The organism is Mycobacterium sp. NGS66 (genome assembly GCF_059812225.1).
Window position 1 is genome coordinate 173,632 of the sequence record NZ_JCALCG010000006.1, and the last position, 17,539, is coordinate 191,170.

Annotated in this window: 16 protein-coding genes and 1 other RNA gene; 3 read left to right on the plus strand and 14 right to left on the minus strand. The window is 64.8% G+C overall.

Features of this window, described 5'->3' with window-relative positions; translation table 11 throughout:
• Nucleotides 1-38: 38 nt before the first annotated feature.
• A complete protein-coding gene (locus AC5Y2L_RS14260; RefSeq protein ID WP_499935924.1) occupies nt 39-461 on the minus strand; it encodes a DUF6188 family protein in 423 nt (140 codons plus the stop codon).
• 270 nt (nt 462-731) lie between these two features.
• On the opposite strand from AC5Y2L_RS14260, the gene AC5Y2L_RS14265 reads away from it, so the two are divergent.
• Nucleotides 732-2,546, plus strand: a complete 1,815-nt coding sequence (locus tag AC5Y2L_RS14265) for a serine/threonine-protein kinase (RefSeq protein ID WP_499935923.1) — start codon at nt 732-734, stop codon at nt 2,544-2,546.
• Nucleotides 2,547-2,556: 10 nt separating this feature from the next.
• On the opposite strand, the gene AC5Y2L_RS14270 is transcribed toward AC5Y2L_RS14265, so the two are convergent.
• Nucleotides 2,557-3,393 (minus strand): LmeA family phospholipid-binding protein, encoded by an 837-nt coding sequence (locus AC5Y2L_RS14270; RefSeq protein ID WP_499935921.1) that lies wholly within the window; start codon nt 3,391-3,393, stop codon nt 2,557-2,559.
• 333 nt (nt 3,394-3,726) lie between these two features.
• On the opposite strand from AC5Y2L_RS14270, the gene AC5Y2L_RS14275 reads away from it, so the two are divergent.
• Nucleotides 3,727-6,051: a putative bifunctional diguanylate cyclase/phosphodiesterase gene (locus tag AC5Y2L_RS14275; protein ID WP_499935920.1), complete on the plus strand. Its 2,325-nt coding sequence runs from the start codon at nt 3,727-3,729 to the stop codon at nt 6,049-6,051.
• A gap of 17 nt (nt 6,052-6,068) precedes the next feature.
• Here AC5Y2L_RS14275 and AC5Y2L_RS14280 read toward each other — a convergent pair whose 3' ends face one another.
• The 10 genes from AC5Y2L_RS14280 to prfB form a co-directional block, all read right to left on the minus strand.
• The gene (locus AC5Y2L_RS14280; protein WP_499935918.1) at nt 6,069-6,836 is read right to left on the minus strand and encodes an esterase; all 768 of its coding nucleotides are present in this window, start codon (nt 6,834-6,836) and stop codon (nt 6,069-6,071) included.
• 330 nt (nt 6,837-7,166) lie between these two features.
• Nucleotides 7,167-7,534, minus strand: a transfer-messenger RNA (tmRNA) gene (gene ssrA, locus AC5Y2L_RS14285).
• 135 nt (nt 7,535-7,669) lie between these two features.
• Nucleotides 7,670-8,632, minus strand: a complete 963-nt coding sequence (locus AC5Y2L_RS14290; RefSeq protein WP_499935917.1) for a ferritin-like domain-containing protein — start codon at nt 8,630-8,632, stop codon at nt 7,670-7,672.
• Nucleotides 8,633-8,785: 153 nt separating this feature from the next.
• Nucleotides 8,786-9,631, minus strand: a complete 846-nt coding sequence (locus AC5Y2L_RS14295; protein WP_499935916.1) for a maleylpyruvate isomerase family mycothiol-dependent enzyme — start codon at nt 9,629-9,631, stop codon at nt 8,786-8,788.
• A gap of 39 nt (nt 9,632-9,670) precedes the next feature.
• Entirely contained in the window at nt 9,671-10,162 is a 492-nt protein-coding gene (gene smpB, locus AC5Y2L_RS14300; RefSeq protein ID WP_499935914.1) for an SsrA-binding protein SmpB, read from the minus strand.
• A gap of 4 nt (nt 10,163-10,166) precedes the next feature.
• Nucleotides 10,167-11,063, minus strand: coding sequence for a permease-like cell division protein FtsX (ftsX, locus tag AC5Y2L_RS14305; protein ID WP_499935913.1), 897 nt, complete (start codon nt 11,061-11,063; stop codon nt 10,167-10,169).
• Nucleotides 11,064-11,753, minus strand: coding sequence for a cell division ATP-binding protein FtsE (ftsE, locus tag AC5Y2L_RS14310; RefSeq protein ID WP_499936189.1), 690 nt, complete (start codon nt 11,751-11,753; stop codon nt 11,064-11,066).
• Nucleotides 11,754-11,797: 44 nt separating this feature from the next.
• Entirely contained in the window at nt 11,798-12,253 is a 456-nt protein-coding gene (locus AC5Y2L_RS14315; RefSeq protein ID WP_499935911.1) for an Rv3103c transmembrane domain-containing protein, read from the minus strand.
• On the minus strand, nt 12,250-13,233 hold the full coding sequence (locus AC5Y2L_RS14320; RefSeq protein ID WP_499935910.1) for a mechanosensitive ion channel family protein: 984 nt from the start codon (nt 13,231-13,233) through the stop codon (nt 12,250-12,252). Before AC5Y2L_RS14320 ends, AC5Y2L_RS14315 begins: the two co-directional genes overlap by 4 nt.
• Complete coding sequence (gene prfB, locus AC5Y2L_RS14325; protein ID WP_499935908.1) at nt 13,223-14,329, minus strand: peptide chain release factor 2; 1,107 nt, start codon at nt 14,327-14,329, stop codon at nt 13,223-13,225. Before prfB ends, AC5Y2L_RS14320 begins: the two co-directional genes overlap by 11 nt.
• A 43-nt stretch (nt 14,330-14,372) precedes the next feature.
• On the opposite strand from prfB, the gene AC5Y2L_RS14330 reads away from it, so the two are divergent.
• Nucleotides 14,373-15,731, plus strand: coding sequence for an FAD-dependent oxidoreductase (locus AC5Y2L_RS14330; RefSeq protein ID WP_499935907.1), 1,359 nt, complete (start codon nt 14,373-14,375; stop codon nt 15,729-15,731).
• 8 nt (nt 15,732-15,739) lie between these two features.
• Here the strand turns inward: AC5Y2L_RS14330 and AC5Y2L_RS14335 are convergent, their stop codons facing one another.
• Nucleotides 15,740-17,323 carry an FAD-binding oxidoreductase gene (locus AC5Y2L_RS14335; protein WP_499935905.1) on the minus strand — a complete coding sequence of 528 codons (1,584 nt, stop codon included), beginning with the start codon at nt 17,321-17,323 and terminating at the stop codon, nt 15,740-15,742.
• 9 nt (nt 17,324-17,332) lie between these two features.
• The gene (locus AC5Y2L_RS14340; RefSeq protein WP_499935904.1) at nt 17,333-17,533 is read right to left on the minus strand and encodes a hypothetical protein; all 201 of its coding nucleotides are present in this window, start codon (nt 17,531-17,533) and stop codon (nt 17,333-17,335) included.
• Nucleotides 17,534-17,539: the final 6 nt, after the last annotated feature.

Here is a 17,539-nt window from a genome sequence, read left to right on the forward strand (position 1 = left end):
TAGTTGCTTTAGGGAACGGACTGTCGAAGACCCCGGCGTCATTTCTCGTCGAGCAGATCGTGGCGGAGCACCCGAACCTTTCCATGGGGCAGACTCGCCACATACCCGTGGTACTTGCCGTACAACTCCCAGGCGGTGACGTGTTCGTCGTGGGGCACGTCGAGCGCGTGGCCGTCGGAGAATTCGACATGCAGGTCGCCTTCGTCAGTCCACTCCGCACGGGTGCACACGGTCCCCGGGATGTCGAACAGCGGCCGCTCCTCGTCGGGGGTGGCCACCGGGTCGACGGGCACCACCTCGGCGGGATAGTCACCGACCGGCGGCACCGTCAGACGCAGTGGCACCCTGATAACCAACTCGTTGTCGTCGTCGAAATTGACCACCAGGCCGTCGCGGAACATGACCCGTACGACGGCGCATCCTTCGATCCATTGTTGTGTTTCGATCCGTTTTTGTGTCATTGTTCACCTCTTCCGCACCCGGGCCGCTTCGGCCAGCTCTGCGCATCTCCCCCGTTCTCGCCCTCGCGGGGCTGCTCGATACGAATTGGGTTCCTTAACGGAACTCTACTCTTCCGCCTGGGTGGGCGACACCAAGTCAGCGACGGCGGCCGAGCGAATCGGCCGTTCGCTGCGCCCAGCTTCTGACGGCGTCACGTGACCGACGTGGCGGTGCTGATACCTGTCGGCCGAATTCGCTCCCTGGCCGAACCGGTTTGTAGGCTTTCGGACATGCCGTTCAACAACGGTGAGGTCTTCGCTGGCTATGTAATTCAGCGCTTACTCGGCACTGGTGGTACCGGTGAGGTTTACCTCGCCCAGCATCCTCGTCTGCCTCGTCAGGACGCGCTGAAGATCTTGTCGCTGGCCGCAACAGCCGACGCGGAGTTTCGCGCCAGATTCAATCGCGAAGCCGAGTTGGCAGCGACGTTGTGGCACCCACATATCGTCGGCGTGCTCGATCGCGGCGAGTTCAACGGCCGGCTCTGGATCTCGATGGACTACGTGGACGGTACCGACGCGGGCCGGTTGGTCAGGGAACGCCACCCGCGCGGCATGTCTGAACCAGAAGCCGTGGAAATCGTGACGGCGGTGGCCGATGCGCTCGACTTCGGGCATGACCGCCGACTGCTGCATCGTGACGTCAAGCCGGAGAACATCCTGGTGACCGCCGCCGATGGCCACCGGCGCAGGATATTGCTGACCGACTTCGGCATCGCCCGCAGAATCGACGACGTCAGCAACCTCACCGAGGTCAATGTGGCTGTCGGGACCATCAGTTACGTGGCACCCGAGCAACTCCTGGGCAAGCCGCTCGACGGCCGAGCCGACCAATATGCGCTGGCCGCCACGACCTTTTATCTGCTTACCGGCGCCCCACCTTTTGCCGACTCGAATCGTGCCGTGGTGCTCAGCCACCATCTCAATACGCCACCACCGCGGATATCGGAGCGTCGACCCGAGCTCGCGCACTTGGATACCGTGCTGGCCCGGGCGCTGGCCAAAGACCCGAACGACCGGTACCCGAATTGCGCCGACTTTGCCCGGGCCCTCACGCAGGGTCCGGCCCGCGAGGCGGCGACACCGCACCCGCAAGCCCGCCCGTCGACGCCGAGTCCGGTCCCGGCCGAGAACCCCGGTTCAGGCGAACGTCCGGCCACGCAGCGTCTCGAGCGCCTCGTGGTCAACGGGATCGCGCGCGGCGTACGGCAAAGCGCCGTCGATGCTCAAGACGGTGTCGGTATCTTGCATTTTCAGGTGGTCCCCTACGAACCACTCGACAACGGGCGCACGCACGTTCGGGTCGAAATGCCGACAGATCTTGTTGCGGGTCAGCTCGCAGACGGGGATGAGATCGAGGTGAGCGGCGCCTGGGACGGCGACATCCTCGATGCAGACAAGATCATCAACTTCTCGTTCGAACCTCCTGCGAAGCGCCGCCCGCCCCGCGTCCGGACCGCATCGCCGCAAGAGCAGACACCGAAACGCCGCAGGACCCGGCTTCTTGTCGCGGCTGCCGCGCTCGGGGCGATCGTTGCGACTGTGGCTGTGGTCTTGTACTTCACCCAGGGGTTTGGCACCCAGACACGGCCCGGACCCATCGTCAAGCCGGTGAGCGCCAAGGTGTTTTCACCCGACGGCGATCCCGACAATCCGCAGAACGCCAACCTGGCCATCGACGGCAACCCAAACACGGCGTGGTCCACCGTTACCTATCAGGACGCGGTTCCTTTCCCGAAATTCATCGAAGGAATGGGCCTGCTGCTACACCTGTCCGAACCGACCGCGCTGAGCGCCGTGACCATCGACCTGTCCAGCACCGGCACCCGGGTGCAGATCCGTTCGTCACCCACCGAAAACCCGGCCAAACTAGCCGATACCAAGGCCCTGACTCCCGCGACGCCACTGCAGCCGGGCCACAACCGCATCGCGGTCAACGACCCGACCAAGACATCCAATGTGCTGGTGTGGGTCGCCACCCTGGGTACCACCAACGGCGAAAGCCGGACGTCGATCTCCGAGATCACCCTGCAGGCGGCCGGGTAGCCGGGCCGTCCTACAGATTCGCGAAGCAGCGGTCATCCCGCGGGATGGCCGCGTTGCGCGCCGAATAGTGGCCCACCACACCGCTGTCCGTGACCCGCACGCTGTCGGGGTGGATGCCGAGCGGGTAGTTGTCGGTCAGCTCGTTGGCAAACGCGTCCAACGCGGGCTGCACCGACTCGCGGGGCAGCGTGAACCCCAGTCCGGTCAGGCTGACGACCTGCAGCCCAACCCTGTCGTCCGCGACGTGCGGTTTGGCGGTGATGCTGCCCAGGACGCCGTGTAGCTGGATCGTTCCGTCGGACGGATTGGTCGTGACACTGCTGAGGAAGCTGCCGAATATCGGGATCGAGTCCTGGACCGTTTGCTTGATGCCGTCCGACGACCAAGTGACGGTGGCGTCCAACGCCCCGATCGTGCCCTTTGAATCAGCGCTGCCCTGCAGCCGCACGTCGTCAATCTTCACCTGAGCCTTCATCAACTTCGCCTGGCGGATTCGGTTTCCCGCGGTCGTGATCGAGATGTTGCCGTAATGGCCGGTCAGGTGTTGCAGCAGAAACGGGCTGGCCCCCAACGACACGTCGGCCTTGTCTTGCACCGCGCATTCGGTGGCGGCCGCGACCACGCTCTCGGCCCGGTGTCGCGCATAGAGCTCCGCGGCGATCAGGCCGGCGGTGGCGAAGGACACCACGATGACGACGATCAGGACGATCGACAGCGGATCGCCAAGGCGGAAGCGGCGCACTTTCGGGCCCTCGGGGTGCTGCTCGGTGACTGGCGCGGACACGTCCCGTTCCGGGCTCTCGCCAGTCTGGTCCGTATCACGCCTGACGCCGAAGGCACTTGTCATGGCTAATTCCTACCACCGCGGCCGACCGCGTTTGCTCCACTACCGAATGCGAAATGCGGGCCGTGATCTGACGTCGTTCCTGGCAAATACCTCGCCGGACCCTGGGCTCTGCCTCACCGTCTGGCTGCCGTCGGCTGTGATTCACGTGCCTAATAGCGCAGGCCCACAGCCAGTTGCCGGCGGCGCCCAATCCGACATACTGCTCGAACCCCCGACCCGGCAAACGTCATCGGAGGTGATGTAATACCGGCTGTCTCGAAGTCTTCGCGTTGCTAGCCTTATCGGGGTTCGGCATAGCGCCGTACCGTCGCTCATAGCTTGCGAAGTGAGAACGTGGTTGCAGCGGTGCCGACTCCCAAGACGACGGTGTCAATGTTGTCGCTTGTCGGCGGAGCAGCCGTCGCCGCGTTGGCCGCCTTCACGACGTGGCGTAGCGGTGGGTGGGGCGGACCGCGGGTGATCCACGCTGTCCATGATCTCGGCTTGTTGGGTTTTGCATCGTTCGCCACAATCTGCGCCGGGTTGGCCGCACGCAAGGCCCGGGGCCGGCAACGTCAGGCGTGGCTCTTCCTGGCCATTGGATTGGTCGGCTGGCTATTCGCTCTGGCCTGGTGGACCTACTCCGACCTGGGTCGCGGCGTGGCGGAGGCACCACTCGCGTCGTGGGCTTTGGGATTGCTCTTGCCGATCGCGAGTTGCGTTGCCCTAGTGTCGTTTCCCGTCGGATACGAAGGTCAGTCGCAAGTGCGTCTGGTGCTCGACGGGCTGATTGTCGAAGGATCGCTTTTCCTGGTGGGCTGGGTCTTTGCGATGAGCCGCGTGTACGCAGAGAACCGCGCCAACCACCTCGTGTTGACGCTGTCGCTGTCGCATGCGGCCGCCGACTCGGTCACCTTTACGGTGGCGGTCTTGGTGCTGGCTCGGGCGCGCACGCGCCAGCGGTTGACGCTCACGCTGCTGACCGCTGGGCTCGCGGTGATGGCCGTTTCGAACACCGCCTTGGTAGCCACAGTCGCCCACCGGAGCAGTGGCGCCTTACCGGCCGCCGGGTGGGCACTGGCGATGGTGACGCTGGGCCTGGCGGCACTGCTTACGCTGCGAACACCACCGCCACCGGCCGCGCCGGTGATGCCGCTGCCGGCGCCGATATCGCTGTGGTTGCCTTACGTGCCGTTTCTTGCCGCCGCCGTGACCATCAGCGTCTTCTACCGTTCCAGCCTGCAAACGGGCCCGGTGCTGGGCGTCGGGGTGCTGGTAGTGATGGCGATCTTGGCGCGCCAATTCATCGTGGTCGCCGACAATCGCCGGTTGCTCGGCATGGTCGCCGACGAGGCCCTCCACGACCCGCTCACCCGCTTGGCGAACCGGGCGCTGTTCGATGATCGTCTGTCACACGCCATCGAGTTGAATCGCCGGGATCAGCGCCCTGTCGCGGTGCTGTCGCTGGACCTCGACGATTTCAAACTCATCAACGACAACATGGGGCATTCGGTGGGCGACGCACTGCTCAAAGCAGCGTCGCAACGGCTCGTCGAGTGTGTCCGACCGGGCGACACCGTGGCCCGGATAGGCGGTGACGAGTTCGCCGTCGTGATAGAGGGAGGGGACGAGGACGCGCACATCGTTGCCCGTCGGATCGCCGAGGCCTTCAAATCACCGTTTGAGCTGTCTGGTCAGCAGCTGATCGCGCGGCCTAGCGTCGGCCTAGCCATCGCCTCGCCTGACGACCCCGAACTCACGGCCGAGCTGTTGTTCAGACAAGCCGACGCCGCCATGTACGCCGCCAAGCGGTTGCGCAGCGGCGGTCTGCAGACCTTCAGCGCGGGGATGGAGTTGGTCGCCGCCGACGGGCGCGACTTTCTCCATGACTCCGACCGGAAGTCGGCCCGTGATGGCGCCCTCGCCGTGCAACTGCTGGGTGAGCTGCGGGAGGCGATTGACGAACTGGATTTGGTCACGGTGTATCAGCCGAAGATCGACTTGCGCAGCGAGGAGATCGTCGGTGTCGAAGCACTGGTGCGTTGGCCTCATCCCGAGCGTGGCTTGCTCGCCCCGGAGCAGTTCCTGCCGTTGGTGCGCCAGCATGGGCTGATGCGGGCCGTCACCGAGCGAGTCCTTCAGCAGGCTCTCGATACCGCCGTCGCATGGCGCTCCGGACGAGCGCGTATACCGGTGTGCGTCAACCTTTTTGCTGCGTCGCTCGCAGACGTGACGGTGGCCGCGCACATCTTGGATGCGCTGGCCCAGCGTGATCTGCCCCCGGGTTCATTGATCATCGAGATCACCGAAGACCTCCTGGTGGAGGACATCCAACGCGCCCACGCCATGCTCACCACATTGCGCGGCCACGGCGTCGGCATCGCGCTCGACGACTTCGGCAGTGGCTACTCGACCCTGAGCTACCTGCGTGACCTGCCCATCGATGAGGTCAAGCTCGACAAGGACTTCATCGCGCCCATCCTGACCGACCCCCGTGCGGCCGCGATCGTCCGCGCCGTCATCGACCTGGCGCACGAGCTCTGCGTGACAACGGTCGCCGAGGGGGTTGAAAGCCAAGAGACCGCGGCCGCGCTACGTGAGTACGGCTGCGACGTCGCCCAAGGCTTCTTTTACAGTCCACCAGTCAGCGCACCTGCGATCCTTGACCTGCTCAGGTAGACCCCAAATCTGGGACTTTACGCGATCATCGGGTCGATTGCCGACCGCGGAACCAGGACCTGCAACGCCCCGAATGAGTCGGGCAGCAGCACGCCTTGGTCGAAGAAGAAGATCACCCCGTCGTTGACCACCGCGAAATTCTGGTAGTTGGCGGCGTTGTACAACGCCGGTTGTGCGATCGGCAACGGCGGCGCAGGAGTCGGCGTGGCCGCAGCCGGTTGTCCCGGTTGGGCGGGAGGCGGTGGTGGGGCCAGCTGCTTTTGCAGCTCAGCCTGCACGATCGGCGCGACGGTCTTCAGGGGATCATCCACCCGCCACAACGGCGTGTGTTCCTTGTCGTCCGACGCGGCCGTATAGGTGATCTCCTTGCGATAGGTCTGGTCCCAGTTGAACGCCTTCCACGTCGTCTGCGGATGCGCGCCGACGTTTTGGTAAACCTTGAACACCACGGTCTGCGTGCCGCGCGGGGGAATCGCCGAGCTGTACTCCGTCGGCTTCATGGTCAGCTCATATGGCGTATCGCGCGGCGCGCCCGACTTGGCGACATTCAAGAACCCGTCGCGCGTTTGGGCGATGTAGTCAGCGACCGACTTCGGATCGGGGTAGTCCAGCGGCATGCTGATATCGACCCGGTACCCAGGGTCGGAGAGCTGGATCTCACACGTCTTACCCGTGTTGCCACCCTTGAGGTCGGCACAGTAATCCTTCGGTGCCGCCGCGGCGACACCAGTTGAGCCGACGATCGCGGCTGCCGCAACCAGCACGGCCACTTTCACGATTCGCATGTCCATCCCCTCCCAGCGAACTGCGGCACGACGCCGCGCACGCGAGATTAGCGTGTTTTGTTCCTGTGCGGCCTACCGGGCGGCCGACTCCGGCGACGAACCTGCCCGACGGAATACTGGCACTCTGGTCACTCATGTCACTTGCGCGCCAGAAACGTGGCCATGTTGCGGTCTCGAATTCGATATCGCAGGTGGAATCACGTTGCAAAATGACTTGCCCAGCATCGTACGGACTAGCGTGGCTGAGCTGTCTAGGGCGCTTCCGGCCAAACTGCAGCTAGTCATCGTGGTCGGCGTATTCATATTTTGATGCCGTGACCGGCTATCACCCGGTGGAGCTGCCGGGAATCGAACCCGGGTCCTACGGCATTCCCTCAAGGCTTCTCCGTGCGCAGTTCGCTATGCCTCTGCTCGGATCTCCTGGTCTCGCGAACTAGCCAGGATGACGATCCCAGTCGCTGTGATTGTCCCGATGAGTCCCGCGACCGAACTCATCGGTGGATCCCTCTAGCTGATGCCGGGGTCCGGGTCGAGGGCGTTCCCGGTCCGACAGACTAGCTGTCGCTTAGGCAGCGAGAGCGTAGTCGCGCTGATGTGAATCGGCGCTTATCTAGTTGCAACGACGCTTACGGTGGTCTCTTGCCTGCACCGGCACGCTTCCCTTGATTCGATGCGCGAAGTCGAAACCTTTCAGCCCCATGCATCCCCGCCGATTTTCGGCAGGACCATCAATGGTACGCCGTTGCCAACGAGCGGCAACGCAATAAACTTCCCGGCCGGCGCGCCCACGGAGAACGGCCCCCGGTCAGCCCCGGGAGCCGTTCGACTACCCGCTAACTGATGCCGACCACGTCTTGGGCGATGGCGGCGACGCGCGTCTGCGCAGCCGAGACGATGCGCTGCCGGTTCTTGTGTGCCTCCTCGTAGGCGATGATCGCGCGAACGTCGTTCGCGGCGGTCAGTTCCTTGATCGCGGACACAGCTTCGTTGACGTTCAGGTCGTCGTAGTTCTTGATCGGCAACTCACGAGCGTCGAGAACGCCGACGGCCGCGCGCCCGGAGTGCAGCGCGTCGGCGACCCGGTTGGCCCCTTCGGAGCGAGTGACCCGCTCGGCGGCCTTCAGAGCGGCGTTCTGCGAAGCGGAAAGTGCCTTGGCCGCGATCTCGCCGGCGTTGCCGCCCCGCTTGATCAGGTCGTTGACCGCCGGCCCGGTGGAACGCACCGCATCCACGGCCCGGTCCAACCCGCGGGCCGACCAAGCAGCCGGCAGGTTGAACAACTTCACCGCCGTGCCCGCTGCCGCCTGCAGCGGGGTGCGACGCAGCGCCGCCGGTCCACCGAGCGCATCTTCGGCCAACACCGTGGTCAGCCAATCCACCGTCGCTGCATGCGCGTCGATCAAGCGGTCGGTCAGCTGCACGATGTCCTTGCGGTCGGCAGCGACGGCCAATGCCTTGGCGTAACGGGCCCGGTCGAGCAACTGGTCCTCCAGCGCAAGGTCACCTAACAGCGCCTCGTCAAATGGTTGGGCCTGTTCGGTGAGCGCCTTGACCGCTGCGGCGGCGCGACCCAAGAACGGGCCGATCACGTCGGGGTAGCCACCGAGGTCCCGGATCGCGCGCTCGATCGCTTCGGCGCGCTCTCGGCCATGGGCGGCGTTCTGCGAGAGTTCGCGACGCACGGCCTCAGTGCGGGCCTGGGCGACGCGCGTTTCGGCGATTTGGATCTCGGTGTTGGTCAGGTCGAGAAGCGTGCGCAGTTGTGCCAGCAATCTCGAGGTGTCGGGTGCAGTCATGAATAGACCTCCTGGGTTGACGACTTGTGTCGGCGCTGAATTGCGCCCGTAACTTTTCGGCTACCCATGCGGGCGGCGGCCCCAACATTTGACTGCCAGTTGTGAGATAAGTCGCACTGACCAGACTGCGACCGGGCGTCGCGAAAGATGCGCTCAGATCACGAAATTCAGGCGCTCGACGATCTGGGCCGCGACTTCCCTGTCACCACCGAGTTCGACCTCCTGGCTGCGCGCGGGACACATCGGCCGCCCGCCGGCAAGTCGGGTGAATTGCAGCCCGTCCAGCCGAATGGTGGCCGTGGGCTCCTGCCCAGCGAAGTCGTCGACCACCTGGGCCCGGCCGGCGACGCTGACCCGGATGCTGCGGGTCAGCGGGCCGGTCAGCTCGAACAAGATCCGGGAACCGTCGGGAGCTTTGCCCCGCTTGCCGACCACAAACCCCATGGTGTCGGCAATCTCGTCGAGCGACAGTTGCGGCGCGCGCCCGCCGAGCTCGTCGTCGGACGACGGCCGCTGCAGCGCCATGCGGATGTCCTGCTCGTGCATCCAGCAGTCGAACACTCGTACCCGCATGAACCGCCCATAGGTCTCCGGGCCTACCGGCGTCACGGTCAGTGCGTTCCATTCGTCGTCGGCCATGGCCGGCAGAACCTCACGGCGGCCCTGGGTCACCGAACGGAACCGCTCGAGGACGCTGACACCGGGCTCCCCGCTGAGATAGCGCACCCAGCACTCGTTCAACGCGCCGATGTCGTTGCGCACGTGGTCGAGTTCCTTGACGTCGACGTCCGGCTCCGGCGGGGAAATGCCGGCCAAAAATGACTCGGTCCCGATGATGTGCGACACCACCGACTGCACGTTCCACGCCGGCAGCGGCGTCGGTGTTTGCCAACCCGACTCGGGCAGCCCGTCCAGCAGCGCGTCGATGGAATCCCAGACTTCGAACAGGCCGGACAGCACGTCGGACTTGTCGAGTTTGGTGAGGGGTCGGTCGGCCATGGTCGGATCGTAGGCCGCGAAGCGTCGAAACACGCCGATTCAGTGCATCCCCTTGGCTCGGCGACCGAGTTCTCGGACCACTTCGCGCTGGGCATCGCGGCGGGCCATGTCCTGGCGTTTGTCGTAGGCGCGCTTGCCTCGCGCCAACGCCAGCTCGACCTTGACTTTCCCCTCCGAGAAATACAGCGACAACGGCACCAGGGCGAGGTTGCCGTCGCGGATCTTGCCGATCAGCGTGTCGATCTGGCGACGATGCAGCAGCAGTTTCCGAGTGCGGCGCGGGTCGTGGTTGGTCCAGCTGCCGTGCTGGTACTCCGGGATGTGCAAGTTACGCAGCCATACTTCGCCGTCGTCGACCGTCGCGAACGCGTCGGCCAGTGACGCTTGGCCCTCGCGCAGGCTCTTGACCTCGGTGCCCTGCAACGCCACCCCGGCCTCGAATAACTCGACGATCGCATAGTTGTGCCGGGCCTTGCGATTGGTGGCGATGATCTGTTTGCCGGCGCGCTTGCCGGAAGGCTTGGCGGCCACCGCTCTACCGTCGCAGGTAGATGCGCAATGTCACGTACGCCGTCAATCCGGACATGGCTACGCCCAATAGGAACAGCCAAGGGGTGATGTCGAGGATATTGATGTAGTCAATTTTCGCGATCAGGTTGGCGTGATAGAACTGGCTCAGCGCGTTGTCCAGGAATAACGCCCGCACCACGACCAGGCCCAGGATCGCGATGCCAACCCCGATCGTCGCCGCCAGCATGGCCTCCAACAGGAAGGGCAGCTGAGTATACCAGCGGGTGGCGCCCACCAGGCGCATGATCCCGATCTCGGTGCGGCGAGTGTAGGCCGCGACCTGGACCATGTTGGCGATCAGCAGGATCGCCCCGATCGCCTGAACCAGGGCGACGGCGAACGCGACATTGCTCAGGCCGTTCAGCACCGCGAACAGCCGGTCGATCAGGTCTTTCTGGTTGAGAATGCCGCGAACTCCGGGTTGGCCCCGCATGGCCGCGTCGAAATCCGAATGTTGTTCGGGGTTATACAGCTTGACGACGAACGACGCCGGGAACTCGTCCTTGGTGGCGACCCCCTTGAATGCCGGCGCCTTGCGCATGGCGTCTTCGTAGGTTTCCTGCTGGTTGATGAAACGCACCGACTTGACGTCGTTTTTGCGGGCTTCGATCTTGTCGCGAACCGCCTTGCAGGGGGCGCTGGAGCAGTCCGGGTCGTTGGCGGAGATGTCCTCGTTCAAGAACACCTGGGATTCGACGCGGTCCAGATAGATGGCTCGCGAATGCTCGGCCAACTGGACCACCAGCAGGCCGCCGCCGAACAAGCCGACCGAGATCGCGGTGGTCAGGATCATCGCGACGGTCATCGTGACGTTGCGACGAAGGCCGGTCAGGACCTCGTTGAGCAGGAACCCGAAGCGCACTTAACGATCCATCCCGTATATGCCGCGCTGTTCGTCACGGACCAGCCTGCCCAGCGACAGCTCGACCACGCGCTGGCGCATCGAGTCGACGATGTGGTGGTCGTGGGTCGCCATCACCACCGTCGTGCCCGTGCGGTTGATCCGCTCTAGCAAATCCATGATGTCCTTACTGGTGTCGGGGTCGAGGTTGCCGGTGGGCTCGTCGGCCAGCAGTACCAGCGGCCGATTGACGAATGCTCGCGCGATCGCGACCCGCTGCTGTTCACCTCCGGACAACTCGTGCGGTAACCGGTTGGCTTTGCCGGACAGGCCGACCGTCTCCAGCACGTCCGGCACCACCCGGTTGATCGTGTCGGTGCGCTTGCCGATCACCTCGAGTGCGAACGCGACGTTGTCGAACACGCTCTTTTGCTGGAGCAACCGGAAATCCTGGAAGACGCAGCCGATCACCTGGCGCAGTTTCGGTATGTGACGGCCACGCAGCTTGTTCACGTGGAACTTCGACACCCGGACATCACCGGTGGTGGGCACCTCCGCACCCAGCAGGAGCCGCATGAACGTCGACTTGCCCGAGCCCGACGGACCGATCAGAAAGACGAACTCACCCTTGTCGATCTTGACGTTGACGTCATCCAACGCCGGCCGCGCCGAAGATTTGTACTGCTTGCTGACATGGTCCAGCGTGATCATCACGGGTCGCCAGTGTAGCGGTGATTTTCGTGGGGTCGCGACGCTCAGCTGGCCGGTGGCGACGACGTCGGCGCCGGGCCGGGCCCCGGCGGGGGTTGCTGAGCCGGTGATGTGGTCGGTGCCGGACTGCGGCTCGAGGGACACAGTTGGGGCAGCAGGCAAGGCAGCTGGAACGGCGCCGTGGTCGTCGTGGTGGTGGGCGGCGAGCTCGGTGTGGTTTCCGGTGTCGGGGTCTCCGTCGTGGTCGGCGTAGGTGTGTAGGTCACGGTGCGGGGCGGCGCCGGCTGCTGCGGCACCGGGACATACACGGTTTTGGCGGGGTTATTGCCTGAGTCCTCGTAGTTGACATCGCGGTAATTGAAGTAGATCGACGCCACCCCAACAAACAGCAGGATCAGCACCACCGTGGAAGTACGGACCCGGCCGCCGAACATGTGACCGGGCCAGTGCCGCTCCGAGGCCTCACTACTCTTTTCGAGAATGTTCAGCGTGAACTTCACCGCGACTTCACCTGGGTCGTGTCGGAGGGCTTTCCCTCGGCAACCTCACCCTCGGGCACGCCGGCCTGATCGACAATGCCGACCGTCGCGTCGGCAGCGGTCACGATGCCGGCGCGGGCGAGTGCACGTAGGACGAGAACCCGCAATTGCCGGCCCGCCTCGAATTGCTTGCCTGGCAATGTGCGAGCGACCAGACGCAGAGTGACCGTGTCGAGTTCAATCTGCTCCACCCCCATCACGGTGGGCGCATCGAGCAGCAATTCACCCAGCACCGGGTCGTCGAGAGCATGCTCGCATTCCTGGTGCAGCACCTCGTTGACCCGGTTGAGGTCGGCGTTGGTCGAGACCGGGATGTCCACTACCGCGCGCGCCCAGTCCTTGGACAGGTTGATCGATTTGACGATCTGGCCGTTGGGGACGGTGAACACTTCGCCGTCGGGAGAACGCAATCTAGTTACCCGCAATGTCACGTTCTCGACGGTGCCGGTGGCGTCGGTTGCCGATCCCACGATGGTGAGCTTGACCAGATCACCAAAGCCGTATTGCCGTTCGACGATGATGAAGAAGCCGGCCAGTAGGTCCCTCACCAGCTGCTGAGCACCGAAGCCCAGCGCCGCGCCGATCACCGTCGCCGGGGCGACCAACCCACTTACGTGAATCCCCAAGATACCGGCGATTTGAAGCAGGACCACGATGGCGATCAGCACGATCGACACCCAGGAGATCACCGAGGCCACTGCCTGACGGTGCTTGGTTGCCTCCGAGCGCACCAGCGCGTCGCTTTCTTCAAAGCCTTCGTCGAGTTGTCGGGTGATCTGTTGGGCCACCCAGGTGACGCAGCGGACCGCCAGGACCGCACCAATCAGGAGCAAGGTGATTTTCAGTCCGCGGTTGATGATCCATTTGCCCAGATCGCTGCCCAAGAACTGGTGCCAGCCTTGAACCACCGACATCGCGGAAACAGTGGTATTAGTCGTCATCTTTTCGGTTGCGCCACCGGATTCCCGCTTCCAGGAATCCGTCGAGGTCTCCGTCCAGGACGGCCGCCGGATTACCGACCTCGTACTCGGTCCGCAGATCCTTGACCATCTGGTAGGGGTGAAGTACATAGGAGCGCATCTGGTTTCCCCAGGAGCTGCCGCCCTCCCCTTTCAACGCATCCAGCTCTGCACGTTCTTCTAAACGCTTGCGCTCCAACAACTTTGCTTGGAGCACTCGCATCGCAGAAACCTTGTTCTGCAGCTGCGACTTTTCGTTCTGACAAGTCACGACGATACCCGTTGGGATGTGAGTCAAACGCACCGCGGAGTCGGTGGTGTTCACCGACTGGCCACCCGGCCCGCTCGAGCGGTACACGTCCACCCGCACATCACCTTCCGGAATGTCGATGTGATCGGTGGTTTCGACCACCGGCAGCACCTCGACTTCTGCGAACGACGTCTGTCGCCGGCTCTGGTTGTCGAACGGGCTGATGCGCACCAACCGGTGGGTGCCTTGTTCGACGGACAACGTGCCGTAGGCGAACGGCGCGTGCACCGCGAAGGTGGCGCTTTTGATGCCCGCTTCTTCGGCATAGGAAGTGTCGAACACCTCGACCGGATACTTGTGCTGCTCGGCCCAGCGGATGTACATCCGCATCAGCATCTCGGCCCAGTCCGCGGCGTCCACGCCGCCGGCACCCGAACGGATGGTGATCAGCGCCTCACGCTCGTCGTACTCCCCCGAGAGCAGGGTCCGCACCTCGGCGGCTTCGATCTCCTCGCGCAGCGCCTTGAGCTCGGCGTCCGCCTCGGCCAGCGCCTCGGTTTCGCCCTCCTCAGTCGCGAGCTCGTAGAGCACCGGCAGGTCGTCGAGGCGTTGCCGCAACTCTTCGACGCGGCGCAGCTCGCCTTGCGTGTGGGATAACTCACTGGTGACTTTTTGTGCCCGCGCTTGGTCGTCCCACAATTTGGGATCGGAAGCCTCCACTTCGAGCTTCTCGATGCGCCGGCGCAGACCGTCCACATCGAGCACCCTCTCCACCGTGGTCAGGGTGGCGTCGAGGGCGGCAATGTCGGCTTGACGGTCGGGTTCCACAGCCGCCCACGTTACCGGCACGACCGTCTAGCATCAGAGGACTATGCGTCCATATCATGTGGCGATCGTCGGGTCGGGGCCATCGGGATTCTTTGCTGCGGCATCGCTGTTGAAGGCGGCCGACGCGTCCGACGACATTGACGTCGCCGTAGACATGCTGGAGATGCTGCCGACGCCCTGGGGCCTGGTACGCTCCGGCGTCGCGCCCGACCACCCGAAGATCAAGTCGATCAGCAAACAATTCGAGAAAACCGCCGCCGACCCCCGTTTCCGATTCTTCGGCAACGTGGTCGTGGGCGAGCACGTCGAGTCCGCCGAACTCGCCGAACAGTACGACGCCGTCGTCTACGCCGTGGGCGCGCAGTCCGATCGCGCGCTGAACATCCCCGGCGAGGATCTGCCCGGCAGCATCGCCGCCGTCGACTTCGTGGGCTGGTACAACGCCCACCCGAACTTTTACGACATGATGCCCGACCTGTCCGGCAGTCGCGCCGTTGTCATCGGCAACGGCAACGTCGCACTCGATGTGGCGCGCATTTTGATCACCGACCCTAATGTGTTGGCCACCACCGACATTGCTGACCACGCGCTGGAATCGCTGCGGCCGTGCGGGGTACAGGAAGTGGTGATCATCGGCCGGCGCGGGCCGCTGCAAACCGCGTTCACCACGCTGGAGTTGCGCGAGCTCGCCGACCTCGAAGGGGTCGACGTCGTGGTGGATCCGGCGGAGCTGGAAGGCATTACCGACGAGGACGCCGCGGCGGTGGGCAAGGTCTGCAAGCAGAACATCGCGGTGCTGCGCAGCTATGCCGGTCGCGAACCACGCCCCGGGCATCGACGGATGGTGTTCCGGTTCCGGACCTCTCCGATCGAGATCAAAGGCGACGGCAAGGTGGAGCGGATTGTGTTGGGCCGCAACGAGCTTGTCACCGACGAGAGCGGGCGGGTGACGGCCAAGGACACCGGCGAGCGCGAAGAGCTGGCCGTTCAGCTGGTGGTGCGCTCGGTGGGTTATCGCGGCGTGCCGACCCCGGGACTGCCGTTCGACGACAAGAACGCGACTATTCCCAACACCGCCGGGCGGGTAGAGGGCAGTCGCAACGAATACGTCGTCGGGTGGATCAAGCGCGGGCCGACCGGGGTGATCGGCACCAACAAGAAGGACTCGCAGGACACCGTCGACACCTTGCTGGCCGATTTAGCCGGAGCCGAGCTGGCGGACTTCCCGCCAGACCATGCCGACAAGCTGGCCGAGTGGTTGGCCGCACGCCAACCGAAGCTCGTCACGTCGGCTCATTGGGACGTGATCGACCGCTTCGAGCGAGCCGCCGGAGAACCGCAGGGGCGCCCGCGGGTCAAGCTGCCGAATCTGGACGAGCTGCTGCGTATCGGCCACGGCTGATCATCCACTTACGGGTCGACGAGCACACCGGGGTTGAGGATCCCGGCCGGATCCAGCGCGGACTTGGCCGCGCGTAAGGCGGCCGCGAATGGGTCGGGGCGCTGCCGGTCATACCACGGCCGGTGGTCGCGACCGACCGCGTGATGATGGGTGATGGTGCCGCCGTTGGCGCTGATCGCTTCGGACACTGCGGCTTTGATCTCGTCCCACTGTGCTTCGAGTGAGCCCCAACGTCCCCCGGCGTAGACGCCGTAATAGGGGGCCGGACCGTCGGGGTAGACATGGGTGAACCGGCACGTCACCGCACCGGCGCCGCAGACCTTTTCTATCGCCGTGCGTGCGGCTTCGGTCACCGCGGCATGCAGGCCGTCGAATCCGGACCAGGTGCAAGCGGTTTCGAAGGTCTCGGCGATCACGGCGCGCCGCGCCAGGGCGTCACGCTGATACGGCATCCGCAGGAACACCGAGCGCCAGGTGGCTGATGCATCGTTTGCCGGTGTGTCACTTGGTGTTTCGCGGCTGCGCCGGGCGATAACAGTGCCGCGGTGCCCAGCGGCGATCTCGATCGCCCGGTCGAGCCAGGGGTCGATCGGGTGATCGGCCGATTCGAAGGCCAGCACCAGCAGCCCGCCGCTGACCGTCGTGCCCGCATTCAGAAACGCTTCGGCCGGATCCAGCAGTCGACAGTTCGCCGGGTAGAGGCCGGCCTGCGCGATCGTCCGGGTCGCCGCCACCGCCGCGGTCCAGTCCTCGAAGGCCACCGAAGCCGTGACTTGCCATCGCGGGCGGTCCTGCAGTCGCATCCACGCCTCGGTGATGATGCCGAGCGCGCCTTCGGAGCCCAGGAACAAGCGATCAGAGGACGGCCCCGCACCGGATCCCGGCAGCCGCCGTGACTCGCTTACCCCGGCCGGCGTGACCACCCGCAACGATTCGGTCAGGTCGTCGATGTGGGTGTACAGCGTGGCGAAGTGCCCGCCGGCGCGGGTGGCCAGCCAACCGCCGAGGCTGGAGAAACCGAAGGACTGCGGAAAGTGCCGCAGCGTCAGGTCATGCGGCCGCAGCTGCTGCTCGATCCACGGACCGAGCGCGCCGGCCTGAATGCGCGCGGCCCGGCTGACCCGGTCCACCTCCAGCACCGAACTCATGACGGAAACGTCGACCGTGACCGCCGGCCCGTCGAAGCGCGGCTCGACCCCGCCGACCACCGAGCTGCCACCACCGTACGGAATCGCGGGAATGCCTGCGCGCGAACACCAATCGAGCACGTCGATCACGTCTTGTTCGCGGCGCGGCCGGATGATCACGTCGGGGACGTGGTCGAGGTGGCCGTGCAGGTTGCGTGCGACGTCACGAAACGCCTTGCCGCGCGCATGCCCAGCGCGATCCGCGGCGTCTGTCGAGCACAGGCTGGCCAGCGACGGCGGTGGGGTGATTCGCGGGGGCGGCAACCCCAGTTCGTCGGGTTTCGGGGGTGGGTGGTCGGTCAGGTCATGGCCGGGAAGTAACTCGGCGACCCGTGACTCCAAGGTCCGCGTCTCCTGCTCGGACAACGCGTCCTCGACCGTGCCCCAACCCCACCACGAGCGCATGCGGTGGCGTCAGCGTTTGACGACGACGAATGCCCCGCCGGCGACGAGCAGCACCAGCGCCAGCGCAATACCCCAGCCCGCGCCGGCCAGGATCCAGGTGACGGCTACCACTCCGATCAGTGGCGACAGCGCGAAGAGGGTCAGTCCGGGGTGCTGCCTGATCACTTCGAGCGCACTCGTTGCCCGGACCCGATCGATTTCCTTGCCCATGAGATT